General features: G+C 66.6%; 25 protein-coding genes. 10 read left to right on the top strand and 15 right to left on the bottom strand.

The window, feature by feature from the left end; translation table 11 throughout:
• Positions 1-49: 49 nt before the first annotated feature.
• The gene (locus C489_RS07875) at positions 50-253 is read left to right on the top strand and encodes a hypothetical protein (protein ID WP_086009367.1); all 204 of its coding nucleotides are present in this window, start codon (positions 50-52) and stop codon (positions 251-253) included.
• A 75-nt stretch (positions 254-328) separates the two neighbouring features.
• On the opposite strand, the gene C489_RS07870 is transcribed toward C489_RS07875, so the two are convergent.
• Positions 329-1654 carry a DUF92 domain-containing protein gene (locus C489_RS07870; protein WP_049890695.1) on the bottom strand — a complete coding sequence of 442 codons (1326 nt, stop codon included), beginning with the start codon at positions 1652-1654 and terminating at the stop codon, positions 329-331.
• Positions 1655-1814: 160 nt separating this feature from the next.
• Between C489_RS07870 and C489_RS07865 the strand changes: the two genes are divergently transcribed.
• A complete protein-coding gene (locus C489_RS07865) occupies positions 1815-2420 on the top strand; it encodes an undecaprenyl diphosphate synthase family protein (protein ID WP_006430679.1) in 606 nt (201 codons plus the stop codon).
• On the opposite strand, the gene C489_RS07860 is transcribed toward C489_RS07865, so the two are convergent.
• A complete protein-coding gene (locus C489_RS07860) occupies positions 2417-2806 on the bottom strand; it encodes a DUF7344 domain-containing protein (RefSeq protein ID WP_006430678.1) in 390 nt (129 codons plus the stop codon). The genes C489_RS07865 and C489_RS07860 overlap by 4 nt on opposite strands.
• A 90-nt stretch (positions 2807-2896) precedes the next feature.
• On the bottom strand, positions 2897-3829 hold the full coding sequence (uppS, locus tag C489_RS07855) for a polyprenyl diphosphate synthase (RefSeq protein WP_006430677.1): 933 nt from the start codon (positions 3827-3829) through the stop codon (positions 2897-2899).
• 136 nt (positions 3830-3965) lie between these two features.
• Between uppS and C489_RS07850 the strand changes: the two genes are divergently transcribed.
• From C489_RS07850 to hemA, 4 genes are all read left to right on the top strand, one after another.
• Positions 3966-4370, top strand: coding sequence for a DUF5778 family protein (locus C489_RS07850; protein WP_006430676.1), 405 nt, complete (start codon positions 3966-3968; stop codon positions 4368-4370).
• A 200-nt stretch (positions 4371-4570) separates the two neighbouring features.
• On the top strand, positions 4571-5653 hold the full coding sequence (ahbB, locus tag C489_RS07845) for a siroheme decarboxylase subunit beta (RefSeq protein WP_006430675.1): 1083 nt from the start codon (positions 4571-4573) through the stop codon (positions 5651-5653).
• Positions 5654-5680: 27 nt separating this feature from the next.
• Positions 5681-6337 (top strand): precorrin-2 dehydrogenase/sirohydrochlorin ferrochelatase family protein, encoded by a 657-nt coding sequence (locus C489_RS07840; protein WP_006430674.1) that lies wholly within the window; start codon positions 5681-5683, stop codon positions 6335-6337.
• Positions 6337-7689 (top strand): glutamyl-tRNA reductase, encoded by a 1353-nt coding sequence (gene hemA, locus C489_RS07835; protein WP_006430673.1) that lies wholly within the window; start codon positions 6337-6339, stop codon positions 7687-7689. Before C489_RS07840 ends, hemA begins: the two co-directional genes overlap by 1 nt.
• A gap of 156 nt (positions 7690-7845) precedes the next feature.
• Here the strand turns inward: hemA and C489_RS07830 are convergent, their stop codons facing one another.
• Positions 7846-8178 carry a hypothetical protein gene (locus tag C489_RS07830; RefSeq protein WP_049890694.1) on the bottom strand — a complete coding sequence of 111 codons (333 nt, stop codon included), beginning with the start codon at positions 8176-8178 and terminating at the stop codon, positions 7846-7848.
• Between the two features lie 145 nt (positions 8179-8323).
• Here C489_RS07830 and C489_RS07825 point away from each other — a divergent pair, with 145 nt between their 5' ends.
• Complete coding sequence (locus tag C489_RS07825; protein ID WP_049890724.1) at positions 8324-8587, top strand: glutathione S-transferase N-terminal domain-containing protein; 264 nt, start codon at positions 8324-8326, stop codon at positions 8585-8587.
• A 37-nt stretch (positions 8588-8624) separates the two neighbouring features.
• Here the strand turns inward: C489_RS07825 and C489_RS07820 are convergent, their stop codons facing one another.
• The 8 genes from C489_RS07820 to C489_RS07795 all read right to left on the bottom strand — a co-directional run bounded on the left by C489_RS07820 (position 8625) and on the right by C489_RS07795 (position 13537).
• Complete coding sequence (locus tag C489_RS07820; RefSeq protein ID WP_006430670.1) at positions 8625-8822, bottom strand: hypothetical protein; 198 nt, start codon at positions 8820-8822, stop codon at positions 8625-8627.
• Positions 8819-9127: a HalOD1 output domain-containing protein gene (locus C489_RS07815; protein WP_006430669.1), complete on the bottom strand. Its 309-nt coding sequence runs from the start codon at positions 9125-9127 to the stop codon at positions 8819-8821. The genes C489_RS07820 and C489_RS07815 overlap by 4 nt, the downstream gene beginning before the upstream one ends.
• A 146-nt stretch (positions 9128-9273) precedes the next feature.
• Positions 9274-9420, bottom strand: coding sequence for a hypothetical protein (locus C489_RS21880; RefSeq protein WP_006430668.1), 147 nt, complete (start codon positions 9418-9420; stop codon positions 9274-9276).
• Between the two features lie 164 nt (positions 9421-9584).
• Entirely contained in the window at positions 9585-9755 is a 171-nt protein-coding gene (locus C489_RS21875) for an Lrp/AsnC family transcriptional regulator (RefSeq protein WP_006430667.1), read from the bottom strand.
• A 112-nt stretch (positions 9756-9867) separates the two neighbouring features.
• Positions 9868-10503, bottom strand: coding sequence for an HAD family hydrolase (locus C489_RS07810; protein WP_006430666.1), 636 nt, complete (start codon positions 10501-10503; stop codon positions 9868-9870).
• 102 nt (positions 10504-10605) lie between these two features.
• The gene (locus tag C489_RS07805; protein ID WP_006430665.1) at positions 10606-11586 is read right to left on the bottom strand and encodes an ABC transporter substrate-binding protein; all 981 of its coding nucleotides are present in this window, start codon (positions 11584-11586) and stop codon (positions 10606-10608) included.
• On the bottom strand, positions 11583-12599 hold the full coding sequence (locus tag C489_RS07800) for an ABC transporter substrate-binding protein (RefSeq protein ID WP_006430664.1): 1017 nt from the start codon (positions 12597-12599) through the stop codon (positions 11583-11585). Before C489_RS07800 ends, C489_RS07805 begins: the two co-directional genes overlap by 4 nt.
• 44 nt (positions 12600-12643) lie before the next feature.
• Positions 12644-13537 (bottom strand): ABC transporter substrate-binding protein, encoded by an 894-nt coding sequence (locus C489_RS07795; protein WP_006430663.1) that lies wholly within the window; start codon positions 13535-13537, stop codon positions 12644-12646.
• 83 nt (positions 13538-13620) lie between these two features.
• Here C489_RS07795 and C489_RS07790 point away from each other — a divergent pair, with 83 nt between their 5' ends.
• Both C489_RS07790 and C489_RS07785 read left to right on the top strand, forming a co-directional pair.
• Positions 13621-13983 (top strand): cupin domain-containing protein, encoded by a 363-nt coding sequence (locus tag C489_RS07790; protein ID WP_006430662.1) that lies wholly within the window; start codon positions 13621-13623, stop codon positions 13981-13983.
• A 120-nt stretch (positions 13984-14103) separates the two neighbouring features.
• On the top strand, positions 14104-14532 hold the full coding sequence (locus tag C489_RS07785) for a VOC family protein (protein WP_006430661.1): 429 nt from the start codon (positions 14104-14106) through the stop codon (positions 14530-14532).
• A gap of 345 nt (positions 14533-14877) precedes the next feature.
• Here C489_RS07785 and lwrS read toward each other — a convergent pair whose 3' ends face one another.
• From lwrS to C489_RS07770, 3 genes are all read right to left on the bottom strand, one after another.
• Entirely contained in the window at positions 14878-15270 is a 393-nt protein-coding gene (lwrS, locus tag C489_RS07780) for an LWR-salt protein (RefSeq protein WP_006430660.1), read from the bottom strand.
• Positions 15271-15326: 56 nt separating this feature from the next.
• Positions 15327-15608 carry a 4a-hydroxytetrahydrobiopterin dehydratase gene (locus C489_RS07775; protein WP_006430659.1) on the bottom strand — a complete coding sequence of 94 codons (282 nt, stop codon included), beginning with the start codon at positions 15606-15608 and terminating at the stop codon, positions 15327-15329.
• 81 nt (positions 15609-15689) lie between these two features.
• Entirely contained in the window at positions 15690-16349 is a 660-nt protein-coding gene (locus C489_RS07770) for a helix-turn-helix domain-containing protein (protein ID WP_006430658.1), read from the bottom strand.
• 134 nt (positions 16350-16483) lie between these two features.
• Here C489_RS07770 and C489_RS07765 point away from each other — a divergent pair, with 134 nt between their 5' ends.
• Positions 16484-16891, top strand: coding sequence for a hypothetical protein (locus C489_RS07765; protein WP_006430657.1), 408 nt, complete (start codon positions 16484-16486; stop codon positions 16889-16891).
• Positions 16892-17035: the final 144 nt, after the last annotated feature.

Genomic DNA, 17035 nt, shown 5'->3' with positions numbered 1-17035 from the left:
GGGCCCGGTCCGAGGAGTTGATATACCGGCGGTCCCGAGCGACGCCACGATGACACCACCGCCGATGGCTGCGGTCGCGCTCCTCGGTGTCTGGGCGCTCATGACCCTTTGGGCGACCGGCACCGCCGCGGCCGGCCAGTCACGAATCGACGAGCAGTTCGGTCCGCCCGATCCCGACACGCGACGCGGGCGACCCGACGGAACACCGGATGACCGCTCCTCGGAGCCGTCGTTTTCCGCCGCCGACGACTGAGCCAGATTGCGGTCCCGAGTTCCCGGCACGACCGCTCGAGTTCGATTTTTGTGCCGTTCGCTCGTCGGGCCCTACTCAACCGAGCATCGCAAACGAGAGCACCAGCAGCGCACAGGCCAGCGCCCCGGACAGCGTCGCAAGGAAGTTCACGCTCTGGTTGCCGAGCAGTGACCCCTCGAGGGTCGCGCCGAGCAGGCTATCGACGGTCATGCCGACGATACCGGCGGCGACGATGACCACCGCGCCGAGCGGGCCGATCTCGGGGAAGAGCCCGTAGGTGATGCCGGCGACGACGCCCGCGCCGACGATACCGGCGAGTTCGCCCTGCCACGTGACGCCGCCGTCGGTGCCGGGGTCGACCGGCTCGAGGGTGGTGATCAGCCGCGGCGTCTCGAAGACGCTACCGATCTCGCTCGAGAGGGTGTCGCTCATCGCGGTCGCGATGGAGCCGGCAAAGGCGAAGAGGAACAGTTCGGGCTCGCGGGGCAGGAAGCCGGCGTCGCTGGCGGCGTAGCCGAGGACCGCCGCGAGCGCGACGGCGGCGTTGCCGAGGACGTTGCCGCTGCCCCGGGCCCCGTTGTTGTCCTCGGCGACGCCGAGGGCTTCCTTGCGGTCGTAGCGGAACTTCGTCGAGAGGCCGCCGATGGCGAAAAAGGAGATGAGGACGGCGAACCAGCCGTAGCCGCCGAGGACGACCGTCAGCAGCCCCAGCAACACGCCGGTGAGCATCCCCGCGATGGAGGCCGTCTCGAGGGCGTAGGAGGCGTAGCCGAACGCGACCGTGACCGCGAGCGCGACGGCGATTTCGCCGGTCCCGATCGCCGGCTCGAGTTCCGCGAGCAGCCAGAGCAGGAGGCCGACCGAGAGGACGACGATCGGATCGTCGGAGCGCAACAGGACGTCGCGCAGGAGGGCGGCGAGCAGAGCACCGCTGGCGGCCAGAAAGACGATCACCGGCAGCGCCGACGCGGCGGCGTTCGCGGTGACCGAGTGGGTGACGGTCTGGCCGACGACGGCGGCACCGGTCGCCGCGAGACAGAAGGTGGCGACGCGGGCGACCGCGTCGTCGGTCCGGAGGCGGACGAGTTGCTCGCCGAGGTTGCCGTAGCCGACGAGCAGGATCGTCCCGATGAAGACGGCGATCGGCATCGACGCTGCGGTCGCCATGAGGCCAAGCGCGACCCCCGCGAGGACGAACGTGATGAGGCCGTAGAGACGCGAATCATTGTAATCGCCCGGATACGCGAGGAGGTCGAACAGCGGTCCGTCGGTGATCACGTAGGCACCCAGCAAAACGACGCCGGCGACCGCGGCCCCGGGGCGAGGACCGAAGAGCGGAACGGCGAGCGAGAGCGTACAGAGGGCCGCGAACACGCCGGCTCGCCGAACGGGTGCTGTCACGATATCGGTCCCTTTCTGTGGCGTTCACTTGAAGCTTCGTGAACCCGGCTCGAGTCGGGTAGGACCCGCTCAGATGCGCGAAACGGGGAGAAGACTTCCCCGCCGGGATCGACGGCGACGACCCGTAACCCGTATGGCACCGGCCGGGAAAGTCACTGGCGTGGGACTGTACGAACGGTATCTGGCCCTTCGGATCCGCCGCCACGAGGCCGACCCGCCCGACCACGTCGCGCTCGTGATCACCGAACGCGACCTGTTAGAGCGGGGTGCCTACGAGACGCTCACCGACTTCTTCGAGTGGGCGATCGAGTACGCCTCGCAGATCACCGTCTACGTGAGCGTCCTCGACGCGGCGGCGGTGCCGGCCTTACAGCGCGAACTCGAGACGATCGACGCGCCGCGGCCGGTCGCCGTCCGCGGCCCGGAGGACAAAGCGCGAGCCGACGCGCCGATCCGGATCGGGATCGGGCTCGGCGGCAAACACGAGTTCACCAGCGCGGTCCGGACCCTCGCCGAGCGCGTCGACGCGGGCGACTTAGCGCCCGCCGAGATCGACGACGAGCGCGTCGAGGACCACCTCGTCTTTCCGTCGGAACCGGATCTGGTGATCAAGACCGGCGCGGAGCGACTCTCGGATTTCATGATCTGGCAGTCGGTCTACTCGGAGCTGTACTTCACGGACGTGAATTGGCGTGACTTCCGCAAGCGGGACTTTCTGCGGGCGGTCCGGGAGTACTGCAATCGGTCGCGGCGCTTCGGTCGCTAATCGGCCGAATCACGCGGCGGGTCGTTCGAACTCGAGTTGGGAACCCCAGCGAGCTCCGCGACCGGATCGGCGGCGGCGACGACCGGCTTGTCGAGTCGGACGGTATCTCCCTCACAGTCGTACTCGAGAACATCGTGAGACTCGAGTTTCGGGAGGACGACGTGGCTGAGCGAAACGCGAACGGCGTGTTCGTCGGCGTCGTCTCGACAGGCGACGGCGTTGGTGAGTCCGCCGAGCGAAAGCGGTGGTTCACACGCCGAGAGGACGTGGAGCGTGAGGCGGGTTCGGGGGTTCGCGAGAAGCGCGTACGCCTCGTCGAGCGGGACATCTGTGAACTGAACGAACCGCTCGACGTCGATGGCTGGGGCGCTGGTCGGTGCCGACATCGTACGTATCGTTGCTCGAATGACAGATAAAGCTCTTTGGGTGGGGTGGGAAAAAGTGATGGCGACGATAGCGGCGATGGTGCGGTCCGGTCAGTCCGCGATCCGACTGTTCGAGTCGTTGGCCTCGAGGTCCCCCGCGTCGGGTCGTTCCGAGGAGGGGAGCGAGTCGCGAAACCGGTCGACGACCGAGCGGGCCTCGGCGAGTTCGGGTTCGCTGACGGCCCCGAGCAGGGCTAGCGCGCGTCGAGCGCGGGTCCGTCGCCACGACTCCTGTCGGTGTTCGTAGGTCCGAATGCCCCGGAGGAAGTCGGCTTTCGAGAACTCCGGCCAGTAGGGCGTACAGAAGAAGACGGCGGCCTCGTTGCCGTTGGCGTGCCACGGCAGGAAATTCGAGGTCCGCTCTTCGCCGGCGGGCCGGATGATCAGGTCGACATCCCGGAGCGGCCGGTCGTACAGCCGGCGTTCGATGTCCTCGACGTCGATTTCGTCGGGCTCGAGGTCGCCGTTCTCGACGTCCGCAGCGACCCCGCGGGTGGCCTCGAGCAGTCGCGAGCGACCGCCGTAGGCGAGCGCGATGTTGAGGACGAACCGGTCGTAGTCCTGCGTGCGGCGTTCGGCGTAGTCGACGGCGTCTTGGACCCGATCGGGGAGCAGGTCCGTCTCGCCGATCGCGCGAATGCAGACCTCGTTGTCGTGGACGCGGTCGGCGTCCGCGAAGTCGTGGAGTTTCTCACAGAGCAGGTCGAACAGCGCCTCGTTTTGCTCGTCGGGGCGGTCGAAGTTCTCCGTCGAGAACGTATACAGCGTCAGTTCCTCGACGCCGATGTCCTGGCACCACTCGAGGACCCGTTCGGTCGTTTCGGCACCCGCACGGTGGCCCTCGTGGGCGTCGTCGCCCTGACTGCGGGCGTACCGTCGGTTCCCGTCCTGAATCACCGCGACATGGGTCGGCGCACCGGAGATTTCTCGAGAGAGCAGCCGCTCGTAGGCCGAGTCGACGCGCTGACGGAGCCACCGCTTCATTGCTCGTCAAAAGGTCATTGATCACTATGTGTCTTGCGTGTGACCCGTCCACAGTGAGAACCGATCCCGTCGTATGTCGGGACTGACGGACGGGGAATCGTGACGGCTATCCGTTCGGACTGCGAACGGCCGCCCAATGCCAGACGCGATCGACGACGACCTCTACCGGCGGACCAAGGCGCTGCTCGAGCCCGGGGACATCGCCCTCAACGGGGCGGTCGTCCGAACGGAGTACGACGGGCAGGAAGACGTCAAGATGATGCAGGCGACGATCGACGTCGGCGACATCATCGCCGAACACTCCGGGTACGATCCGAAAGACTGCTTCGTCCACTCGGGCAACGACGATCCCGACTTCTCCTCGAACCAGCATCAGGGACTGACCCTCGAGGACGAGGAGTTCGTCTGGGAGTGCCAGCAACTGCTGCGGGAGGGCAGTTTCGACATCGTCATCTACTACAAGGCAAGCGCCGACCACGAGGCGATCCTCGAGGACGTTCGCGAGCTGGGCTTCGACGTGATCGGCGTCGAAGGCGAGTGAACGCCCGTCGCTCTCGAAGCGATCGACACACCGATCGCAACGCTGTCCTGCGATCGGGTCTGCAGTGACGTTCAAGAGCGACGATAACGGGTCGAACGGGCGAGTGTTTTCTGGGGTGCGTGCGACTGGCGCGGACAGCACGGAGCCCCGGCGAGTACGGTTCCAATTCGCTTATACACCGTCAGTCCCGAGGATTTCGTATGAGTACGGACGTCGACCTCACCGAACGCGAACGGGCGGTCGTCAACGCCTTTCAGGGTGGATTCCCCGTCGTGGAACGGCCCTTCGAGGACGCCGCGGCGGCCATGCGTGACCACGGGGTCGACATCGATGCGACGGCACTGCTCGAGACGATTCGCGACCTTGACGAGCGCGGCGTGCTCTCGCGGTTCGGGGCCCTCGTCAACGCCCAGGAGATCGGCGGCGCGGCGACGCTGGTCGCCATGCACGCCCCCGAGGACCGGTTCGACGAGATCGTCGAGGCCGTCAACGACCGCCGCGAGGTGGCTCACAACTACGAGCGCGAGCACCCGCATCTGAACGTCTGGTTCGTCGTCTCGGTGGCCGAGGAAGACCGCGTCGCGGAGGTCCTGGCCGAGATCGAGGACGAAACTGGCCAAGAAACGTACAACCTACCGAAACGACGCGAGTTTCGCGTCGAAGCCAAGTTCTACGTCGACGGCCCGCTCGACGGCGGGGGCGATATCGAGGCCGCCGGTGTCGACTGTTCGGTGCTCGGTCCCGATGTCGAGCCGACCGACGCCACGACGCTGTCCCCGGCCGAGCGAGATCTCGTCCTCGAGATTCAGGACGGCTTTCCCCCGACCGAAACGCCGTATGCGGACATCGCAGACGCGATCGGACGGGAGGTCGAGTGGGTGCTCGAGACGGTCAAACGGTTCGAGCGCGAGGGGAAGATCCGCCGGATCGGCGTCGTGCCGAACCACTACGCGCTGGGGTATACGGAAAACGGGATGACGGTCTGGAACGTCCCGGACGAGGTCGTCCCCGAGGTGGGCCCCGAGATCGCCGCGTTGCCGTTCGTCACCCACTGTTACCAGCGGCCGCGCCACGAGGGGGTCTGGCCGTACAACTTCTTCGCGATGACCCACGGCCGCAGCGAGGAAGAGAGCCGCCAGCGGGTCGAACAAGTTCGGGAACGGATGGAGGAATACTGGAACGTAACTCCCGATGACTGGGACACCTTGCACTCGACGCAAATACTGAAGAAGACCGGCATCCGGATGGCAGCGCGAGCGGACGCGAACACCAGAGAGCAGTAGCGACGCCGTACGGACATACTATCTCCAATGATTCCACTTCTGCACGATTTCACGAACGAGACGGTGCTGATCTTCGGCGGCGGGCCCGTCGGGGCGCGGAAGGCCCGACGCTTCGCCCGCGAGGCGCGGGTGATCGTCGTCAGTCCGGCCTTCGCCGATCGGGGCTTCGGCGACGCCGACCTGATCCGAGCCGCGCCCGCCGCCGCCGACGTTCCGGCGTGGCTCGAGCGGACCGCGCCCGCCCTGGTCGTCGCCGCGACGGACGACGCGACAGTCAACGGGGCCGTCGCGGACGCGGCCCGTGATCGAGGGACGCTCGTCAACCGGGCGGACCGATCGGGAGACCGCGAGGTAGATAGCGTCGTCGTTCCCGCGACCGTACGCGAGGACCCCGTTACCGTCGCGGTCGCGACCGGCGGCACGGCACCCGCCCTAAGCAAGTATCTGCGACAGGAACTCGAGGAGACGGTCGACGGGGCCGGCGAGATGGCCCGCGCCTGCGCGGGACTGCGCGAGGAACTCAAATCGCGGGACGTGCCGGCCGCTCGACGACGAGAGATCGTTACAGATGTCGTCAATTCTCCGGATGTTTGGACAGCTTTACGTACGGGTGCTTCTAACTACCGTCAAGTGATCGAGGACGTGCTCGGCGAGGAACTATCGACTGGGGGTGATGGGGAGTGATGTCGACCGGAGTCGTCACTGCCGCGCGAGTGACCCACGAGAGCGGCAGCGTCGACCACCTGGCCGACGCCAGCCCGGAGAGTCAGGAAGCCGCCGTAGAGGAACTCCTGACCGTCCCCGCTATCGAGGAGGCGTACGTCCTCTCGACGTGTAACCGCGTCGAGGCGTACGTCGTCGCCGCCGACCACGCCGTCGGTCGGGCCGCCCTCGAGGAGTTTTTCGCCGGGATCGACGACGATGCCGTCGTCACGACAGACCACGACGCGAGCGTACAGCACCTGCTGCGGGTGGCCACCGGCCTCGAGTCGGTGATCCTCGGCGAGGACCAGGTCATCGGGCAGGTCCGAACCGCCTACGAGGACGCCCGCGACGCCGGCGGCATCGGCTCGATGCTCGAGGCCGCCGTCACGAAGGCGATCCACGTCGGCGAGCGCGCCCGCACCGAAACGGCGATCAACGAGGGCGTCGTCTCGCTGGGCTCGGCCGCGACGCGGCGGGCCGCCGCCGAAATCGGCCTCGAGGGGGCGACCGCGCTGGTCGTCGGTGCCGGCGAGATGGGACAGGTCGCCGCCCGCAGCCTCGCCTCGGCCGGCGTCGGCGAACTCGTCGTCGCCAACCGGACCGTCGCCCACGCCGAACATCTCGTCAGCGACATCGAAGACGAGACGGAGGAGACGGACGCGACGGCCACGCCGCTCGAGGCGCTCGATACCGTCGCGCCCCGTGCCGATGTCGTCGTCACGGCGACCGGCAGCGAGGAGCCGATCCTCGGCCCCCGGCAGCTCGAGGACGAAGCCGATGCGGCGACGCCCTCCGAGACCGAGCGGGTGGTCATCGACCTCGGCCAGCCGCGGGACGTCTCCCCGGCGGCCGACGCACTGCCGTCGGTTCGGGTCTTCGATCTGGACGACCTCGAGTCGATCACCGAGGAGACCCGCGAGCAGCGGGCTGACGCGGCCCGCGAGGTCGAGGCGATGATCGACGCGGAGTTCGACCTGTTGACCGAGCAGTACAAACGGGCCCGCGCCGACGAGGCGATCGCGGCGATGTACGAGTCCGCCGAGCGGATCAAGGAACGAGAGGTCGAGACCGCGCTCTCGAACCTCGGAGAGGACGTCTCCGACGAGCAACGTGAGGTCGTCGAAGCGATGGCCGACGCGCTGGTCAACCAGTTGCTCGCCCCGCCGACCAAGAGTCTGCGCGAGGCAGCGGCTGAGGACGACTGGAGCACCATCCACACTGCCCTCCAACTGTTCAATCCGGAGTTCGACGCCGACGACGGCCCGCTCGCGCCGCCGTCGGCCATCACCGCCAACGCTGACGCGGGGATCGGCGCGACCGACGACGACTGATCGGTCGGTGGGCGACCGCTCCGGCGAGCCGATTTTCGAATCGTCGTGACTCGAGCGCGCTACTCTCTACAGCGGTCGCACTGCTGGCGCTCTGGAGTGTGTAATCGAACTGTACGGAGCCGCAGAAACCCCTCCCCGGAGTCGACCGCTTCGAAGTTACCGATTCGGCGCGCCGTACTCGACGTGGACCGTCGGGACGCTCGCGGAGTCGGGCGCTTCGTTGCCGTTCCAGTCGACGAGTCGGACGTTCGCCATCTGGCCCGAAAAGCGGAAGCGCTGGACGCCGACGTCGATTGCACCCTCGGCGACGCTGCCAGCGATGACGGTGCCCTCGGCGATGGGATCGTCGGCGAGCATCTCGAGGTCGCCATCGACGGCGATCTCGTAGTTCGAAGGGACACCCCGTCCGACGATCGTCACGAGATTTGGAAGTGTACTGTCAGTTGCAGCCGCGGCGGTCCGGTTCTGTACCGGTTGATCGCGTGCCATGCTCCGATAACCCGAGTATCCCGGCATAAGCTTTCCTGTCGATAGAATGGTAAGAATGGGTGAATACCGCGAATCGGTTACCAATCGTGATCGCCGGACGGTGCGCGGCCAACGGTTATACGACCCGGCGTGGTCGGAAGCCCTGATGCTCGAACTCTATCAGGCCGAGGGCTGTCCACACAGCAGTACGGTCCGCGAGAAACTGACGGATCTCGGCGTCTCGTACGTGATTCACAACCCCCGGCGGCCCGGCCACGAGGGCGGCGACGTGCTCAACGAGTGGGCCCAGCGGGCGATGACGGACCTCGGCGGCGAGGACGCGATCCCGTTCCTCGTCGATACCGACCGCGGAGAACAACTCTACGAGAGCGAGGATATCGTCGACTACCTCGAGGAACACTACGAGTAGCGCGGCCGCGCGGGTCTGTTCTGGGACGATCGACCGCTCAGTCGCTCGAGGGGACCAGATCGCGAACGAGAACCGACCCGGGGACGTCGGGCGCGGTCGGGCGGACGATCGATTCGCTCGAGTCGATCGTGTGTCCCGTCTCGACGTGGTGATCGATGGCCGCCTGTGAGCGGTCGCGCTGGGACGGTTCGTCGGCCGCGTTCAGACTCCAGTCGCAGTCGAGGCAGTACTTCATCGTGACTCTGTCTCCGACCGAACTCCTGAATCCCTTTCGGTCTCGGAGTCGAACTCGATCCGGCCATCGCTCTCGACGCGAACGCCGTGTCCGCGATAGGTGAACGACACGGAGCCGGCGTCACGCGTCCCGGAGCGGGTCGGCGCGAAGAGATTATCGAGCGCGGTCGAATCGATCGCGTCGTGAAGCGGCGGCGAGACCTCGAGCGGGTCGATTCCGTCTCGTTTCGCGACCGCTTCGACGACGCGAATCGACACTGGCGTCTGTGCATCGTCGGCGACTCGATTGGAGTGCTGTGAATCCATTATCCGAGTAAAGCCGGTAATATGTATAAGTATAGTGGTATTTCTCATTGCAGTTGGCCAGCAGGAAAGATCGGTTCTGGTCGCAATCCACAAAAGGAACGATTGGTCCATTCCGAGCCATCTCCGCACGTATTAATTGGCCGTTCTCACTCCGAGTCCGGTTCGTCGACGAGTTCGTAGCCGAAGTGATCGGACGGGCGGCTGTACTCCCTTCTGAGGGTCGGGGAGTGTTCGCTCTCGAGGCCCAGAGCGTCCAATTCTTCGGCGGTCGTCTCGATGTCTCCGGCCTGCATACCGACGACTTCGACGTGTAGGTTCCGCGATCCGGTCAGCAGTTCGCGAACGTGGACGACGTTCGACAGGTCGATCGTCTGCTCACAGAGGGCCCTGCGGTCGGCGATCGGGGCCGTACAGACGAACAGAATGTGGTGGGGCGCACCCGCCTTCTCGTAGTCGATTACCGGATCGAACTCTCGAGGACCCCCTCGTCTTCCAGCCGTCGAATGCGATTACTGACGGTGCTCGAAGAAACGTCGACCCACTCGGCGATCTCGTCGTGGGTGAAATCCGCGCGACTCTCCGCCTGCAGGAGGTAGAGGATCGCATGGTCCGTGCCGTCGAGTTCCATACGGACGGTCCGCCATCGATCGAAAAGGGTACTGGCCTTGAAATATCGTCGGGGCGTCTTCGAGCGGGGTCCGATGCCGGTCCCGCTGCCGGCGCTCTCGAGTGTCGATCGCTCAGTACAGTTCCGCGAACGACTGGACACGGTAGTCGCCGAGGACGCACTGGCCCCGCCGCTCGTGGCCGACCCGTTCGACATGGATCGCGTCGAGGCCAGCGTTCCACGCCGCGCCGACGTCGCAGGCACCGTCGCCCGCGAGCACGCCCCGGTGGCCGTTGTGGCCGACGCCCAGGTCGGCCATGACCGACTGAACCGGCCCCGGATCGGGCTTCCAGCCCGTCTCCTCGGTACAGCACAGGCGCGCGTCGAACCAGTCGCCGATCCCGAGGTGGTCCAGGACGGGTTCGGCGAGGAACTCCTGACAGTGGGTAACCAGCCCGACCGGCACCTCGAGGTCGGCGACGAACGCCGCGTCCTCGTGGAGGTAGGTCTGTTCGGCTCGGACCATGGGGTCTTCCTCGTCGTGGAAGGCTTCCCAGAACTCGACGGGGTCGACACCCCACTCCTCGAGTTGGCGGTCGCGAGAGCCGGTCAGGCCGCTCCAGAGGATATCCGCCTCCCGGTCAGTGAACTCGCGGCCGACCCGGTCGCCGACCCGGTCGAACACGTCGCGAGTGTAGGACCACTCGACGTCGACGAGCGTGCCGTCGAGATCGAGCAGCCAGAAGTCGTAGTCGCGCTCGAGCACCATTCGGACGCAGGAATAGGGTGTTCTCGAGTAAATGGTTGTCGCCCGAACCGAGCCCGCGAAGCCGACCCGACCGACGAAACCGAGCCGCGACCGGCGGTCCGGTCAGTCCGCCGTCGGCCGAACGCGGTCGGCGTACTCCGCGACGAGCGGCTCGTCGGCGGGCCGGAACTCGTCGGTCCAGACCGCGTCCGGATCGATCTCGCCCTCGAGCAGCGCCGTTTCCGAGAGCGTCTCGCCCAACCGCCGCCAGCGCTCCCCGTCCTGTGCGCCCCAGCCGTGGGTCCCGACGTACGGCGTGAACTGGAGCTGGTGGGCAGCGGTCTCGAACTTCAGTCGTTCGATCTCCCGGTTGCGCTCGAGCGTAGCGTTGCGGTCGACCAGCACGTCGATCGCCCGCTCCGGATCGCGGGTCGCGGTGGCCCAGCCGCGGGCGGTCGCCCGGAGGAACGATCGGATCGTCTCGGGGCGCTCGGCGGCGAACTCGGGGCCGGTGACGAGGGTCATTCCGTAGATATCGAGGTGCTCGCCGATCGGGAGTTCGTCGGGCGTCCGGTCGTGCTCCCGCCCGATTTCGATCCCGTTGGTGACCACGCCGACCGCGGCGTCGACCGTCCCGTCGATCACCTTGTGCTGGACGCGGTGATGGGTGTGCGGATCGACCTCGAGGAGGTCGACCTCGTCGCGGATGCCCGCGTCCTCGAGCAACTGGGCGGTGAGAATCCGTGTCTTCGTCGCGGAGGGCGCGACGGTTCGGCCAGCGAGCTGTTCGGGGTCGGTAAGCGCCTCGCCGAAGACATCCCGCAGCGTGTAGACGGCCGCCGGCGTCTTCTGGGTCACCGCCGCGACCGCGAGCGGGTCGAACTCCTCGCTCTGTTTGGCCAAGACGGCGCTCGCGCCGGCGAGTGCGATATCCGCGTCGCCGCGAGCGGCGCGTTCGGCCGCGTACGGCGAGCCGTGGCCCTCGACGAACTCGATCTCGAGCCCTTCGTCCTCGTAGAACCCCGCCTCGCGGGCGAGGAAGTACGGCGACTGGAAGCCGTTCGGCTCCCAATTGAGCTGGAACGAGAGGGCCGCGTCGGTCATGCCTCCACCTCGAGTTCGGGGCGGAACAGCCCCTCGGGGAGTTCCGCGACGCCGAGTGCGTCCGCGCCGGCGACCGATTCGAGGTGATCGAACAGCCGTTCCATCCCCTCGACGGTGGACTCGTCCCAGTCGGCGACGACCATCTCGCGCCACCGATCGCGGACGGCCCGGACGACCGCGGGGTCGTCCTCGTACATGAGCCGCTCGCCGATCTCGTCCCAGAGGCCATCGTCGCGCTGTAATCGCTCGACGGCGTCCTGAAACGCGCCCGTGAACCCGCGCACTGCGTCGGGATGGGCGGCGAGGTAGTCCTCGCTCGTCAGGAACGTCGAAACGGGGATGGGACAATCGGCGTCGGATTCGGTGCCGGCGAGGCGATCGACCAGCGTCGACATTGGCAGCACCTCGCGGTACGGCCCGGTTTCGACGATTTCCGGAACGATCTGCCAGAACTGCAGGATGGCGTCGACCTCGCCGTCCTCGAGCAGCCGCGTGAGTTCGACCTTCGAGCCGGCCTCGACCGGCGTGGCCGTCTCGTCGGGATCGAAGCCGTGGGCCGCCCGGCAGGCCGCCCGGACGAGGATCCAGTTCTTGTCGAGGCGTCTGACGACGCCGATCCGGTGGCCGGTGAGGTCCGCGAGGCCCTCGATCTCGGAGTCGTCGGGGACGACGAGGCCGCCGACGGTCTGGCCGTAGGGGTGGAAGGCGACGATCGGCGCGCCGTCGGCGCGCTCGCGGGCCGTCGAGATGTAGTCGATGTCGATCAGGTCGGCGTCGCCCGCCTGCAGTTTCGCCTCGACGGTCTCCCGGCCCTCGTCTAACTCGTCGGAGACGAGTCGCAGGTCGAGATGGAAGCCGTGGTCGTGATCGTAGCCGAACCGCTTGATCGTATAGAGCATGTACCGCGGGCTGCCGTTGTGTTCGAATCGCGCCCGCAGGACGGGGCGGTCGCCGGAGTCGCCCTGATACTCGTCGATCGCGGCCTGTTGTGAACTGATGTCGATTTGGGTCATGAGTGGGAGTGGATCGGTCGGTGGGGGTGAAACGCCGGAACCGCTTACAACGGCGCGGCGATGTCGTCGATCGCCGCGTTCTCGTCGATCAGTCCGCGCTCGCGCATCCACTCGAGGTGATCGTCGAGTTCCTCGCGGTCGACGGGGTCGGGAACCTCGTACCGCGGGACGGTGATCTCCTCGCGGACGGCCGCGATGTCGACGTCCTCGAACAGGTCGGGCGCGACCGCGGCGTCGGCCTCGAGCATCTCGAGGTACGTCCCGCGGAAGGCGTCGGGGGTCGCGTTGATGTCTGCGACCGAGCGGCCGTAGGCGCGCAGGAACGCCTCGAGCAGGTCCCGGTCGATGTCCTCGCTCCCGACGATCCCCATGTGGTTGTCGTACTCGAGGAGTCGCCGAAATCCGAGGTGGTCCGCGAGGGTGCTGTGGGGGTCGATGAGCGTCACGGCGTCGACGCGGCCCTCGTAAAGCGCCCGCAGGCGGTCGGTCGGCATCCCGCAGCCGACGAGGGTGATCTCGTCGGGGGAAACGTGTTCCTCGAGCGCTTTGCGGGCGGTGTACTCCTGGCCGGTCCGCAGATTGACTCCGACCGGCACGTTCGCGAGGTCGGCCGGCGACTCGATTGCGGACTCGGGGCGAGTAAAGACCGTGTACGGGAGGTTCGCGAAGGTCCCGTTCGCGACGACCCGCCCGTCGTCCATGTCCCACGTCCGACGGATGCTCTCCCACTTGCAGATGGGGTAGAGATCCACGTCGTAGTCGCCCGTCAGCGTCTCCTCGGCGGGGATGTACTTGACCGAGACGTCGCGTCTCTCCCGCTCGACGAGCTCGACCGCGAGTCCCTCCTCGCGGTAGTAGCCCCGTTCGGCCGCCACCGTCTGTGGCAGCATAAACGAGAACGGCAGGTGGAACAGCCGGATCGATTGGTCTGCTAACATGGACCAATCCACACCGAAGAGCGGCTTAAAACGTTTTCATGGTACGTTTATGAGTGCAGGCGTGGTGAGTGAGCCCCGTTCCCATGAAACGGATATCGACGGGGCGCGCGGAGTTCGAGGCGGTCGCCGACGGGGTTGCCCTCGCGGACCTTCCCGCCGGGGAGCAAGCTGGCATGGTCTACTGGAAAATCGAGTCGGGGGCCACGCTGCCCGCTCACACGCACGCGAACGAACAGATCGGGTTCGTCCTCGAGGGGGAACTCACCGCGATCGTCGAGGGTGAGGAGTACCCGCTCACGGCCGGCGACGCGTACATGTTCTCGAGCAACGAGCGCCACGGGGCCGAAAATCGGACCGACGAGGACGCGGTCGGCATCGGCGTCCTCGCACCGCCGCGGGAGGAGCCCGACTGGCGGCGAACGCCGTCGGCGGTCGATCAGGACTGACGCAGCCGATACGCGTGTCGGCTGCGGAAGGCCAACTCGAGCGAGAGCGGTCGGTTCGCAGACTGACTCGGAGCGGCCGCCACGGATAGTATATTGGGGCCGCCCGTGGTGGATGTTCGCATGGACGCCGTCGATCACATCAACGTCGATGTCGACGCCCTCGAGCCCTGCTACGAGTTCTACCGCGACACCCTCGACCTCGAACTGGTCAGGCCGCCCGCGGACTTTCAAGGCGAACACGCGATGTTCCGGGCCGGCGAAACCGTCGTCACGCTCGCCGAAACCGGTCGCGCCGAGAACTGGGGGGAGCGCGGGCTCGAGCACCCGCTCGACAAGGCCCACCTCGCGTTCGAGACCGACCGCGGGACCTACGACTCGCTGGTGGCCGACCTCGACGGGCAGTTCCCGAAACAGGGGCCCTACGACTGGGCGGAGTTCGAGGGATTCTATTTCCTCGATCCGGACGGCAACCTCCTCGAGGTCGTCACGTACGAGGAGCCCAACAGTGAGCGAACGCGGCGGCTACTGACTCACGACGACATCGAGTGACGCGAGAACCCGGACTCGAGCCGAGTCTTGACACACTTACCAGTAGTTGGTAGCACGGTTTTCTTATTCGGAGTGGGACGTGAAAATCGCGTTCAGGATAGGCGGAGACGTTACCGCTAGCAGCCGCGAGCGAACGGCGTGAGCGAGCGGGCCAAGGAATCCTCGAAGCCGCGCCAGCGGCGCGGCTGAGGGGGTGACGCTGTGCTTTTCATCGAAGTTTTGCCGAGGGCGCGACTCCGTCGCGCCCGCAGCGCAAAAGTTCGGTTCGCACGTGTAGTGGCCGAACTGCGCCCGATTCAGTTCCGGAGTGGATTCCGAGTAACGAAATCGCGCTACGATCTACTGTTACGACGAATCGGTCACGCGGATGCTCGAGCCCAGATACTTCGAGAGCACCTCGGAGACGCTATCGGCCTTGAATAGCTCGAGATCCGCCGCGATTTCTGACTCGAGGGCCTCGAGATAGCCCTCGTCGGTCTGCAGTTCGCGGAAGTCGACGGCTTCGACGGTCCGCTCGGGGACGCCGAGCCACTCCGCGGCGAGTTGCCGGCCGTACTCCTCGTCGGACACCTCGCCGCGCCAGAGCGTGTTGCGGAAGAAGAGCCAGCCCTCGGTGCCCGGCTCCGGCGCGTCGCGAAAGAGCGTGACCGTCGTCTCGGCGCTGCCCGACTCGAGGGAGACGAACGGCACTGTGGGTTCGATGCGGAACCGAACGCGAAAGGTATAGTTTGCGTCCATCGTGGAGTCTACGCCCGTTGCAGATCGATTTCGGTGTTGTGTCTCTCGCGTCCGGATCAGGCGTCGTGCTCGGACTCGATCAGTTCCGCCATCTCGATGTCGTTTTCCGTGATCCCGCCCTCCTCGTGGGAGGTCAGCCGGATCTCGATACCGGCGTAGCGGATGATGATCTCGGGGTGGTGAAACTGCGCTTCGGCGATTTCGCCGACCATCTGGGCGAAGTTGACGCCGCGAAGGTAGTCGTCGAACTCGTAGACCCGGACGATCTCGTCGCCCTCGCGGTCCCAGTCGGCGGGGAGTTGCGCCTCGATCTCCTCGTCGGAAAGCAGGTCAGCCATGTGGGTCCGAACGCAAGCCACCCAAATAACGATTGGGTCGTCTTCCGTCTCCTCGCGGGCGATCGGCGGCCGAGCCGGCTGTCACTCGAACCGGGTACCCTCGCCCGCGGGTTGGAGTTCGGCGTCGACCAGCGTCTCGTAGGCCCGGCGGAACCGCTCGGAGAGCGCCTGATGGGAGATCCCCAGCTCTTCGGCCAGTTCCTCCATCGAGATACTCCGCGGGATCTCGAAGTACCCGTACTCGAGGGCCGCCTCGAGTGCTTCCTGCTGTTCCGGGGTGAGCCGCGTCTCGCGGTCGTCGGCGTCGGTCACGTCGGTCACCCGCCGGAGATCGGCGTTGACGCCGCGGTCGACCAGCCGATCGTAGGCGTCACAGAGCGTGTCGCGGTCGCGGTAGCGGACCGTCATCTGCCACCAGCCGTCGCTCGCTCGCGCCTCGAGCAGCGAGCCGCCGTCCGCGAGCAGGTCGTCCCAGAGCCGGTTCGTCCCCGCCCCCTCGGCGAAGGTCACGTCGTACAGCAGCCGCGATTCCGTTTCGACGAGGAGGTCGGCGGCCGCGACCGAGGGGTCGGCCGCGAAGGCGGCATCGGCTGTCTCGCGATCGACGCCGGACACCCACAGCGACGGGCGCGTCTTCGAAACCGACGACTCGAGTTCGAACGTGGCCGTCGACGCGCGCTCGAAGGTGGTCGCCAGCGCGCTTTCCGCCGCCGGAAGCCGGAGGTCGGCTATCGTCGACATCGGGCTTCGTACACCACCGGTGCGTAAAAACCGCTGTTGCGGTGGGAGTGACTGTCGGGTGCGGTGATACCGGAGACGGACCGCCGGAACTGGCCGGCCACACGCTAAAGCCCGGCGACCCCAGAGCACGACGCATGCCTCCGCGTCTCGACGCTGAAACCGACTTCGAGGAACTGACCGCCCGCATCCGCACGCAGTCACAGCAAGCGCCGGGGTCGGACACCGAACGGGTGACGATCCGCTCGTTCGAGGAAGTCTCTTCGGACACCCTCGAGAACTTGCTCGAGGCCGCCGAGAGCGAGCACCTCGAGCCGGGCGCACTCGTCTTCGTCCTCTCGCGGGCCAACGCCGAACTGCTCTGCGAGCGGGAGTTCGACATCGACGACATCGACGAACTCGAGACGGTACTCGACTGCCGCGTTCGCATCGAGGACGAGATGCCTGACGACACGATCCTCCTGTTGCACCCCGACGCGGTCGACGGCGAGGAACTCGTCGAGCCCGAGGCGATCGCCTGCGGAATCCTCGGGACCGACAACTGACGGGCACCCGTCCACTGCCGCCCGTGGGACTATCGGGCGGTCCCGTGTGACCCCAATATGCGGTATCTGGAAATTACGGTGCCGGCGGGAAAGCGCTCCACTGTTCTCGACCTGTCTCTTATCCACATCTCTGAGCGGGCTGGC

Source organism: Natrinema versiforme JCM 10478, assembly GCF_000337195.1.
GTDB classification, from domain to species: Archaea; Halobacteriota; Halobacteria; order Halobacteriales; family Natrialbaceae; genus Natrinema; species Natrinema versiforme.
The sequence above is the reverse complement of the archived record's forward strand: the minus strand, read 5'-3'. Positions and strand labels throughout refer to the sequence as shown.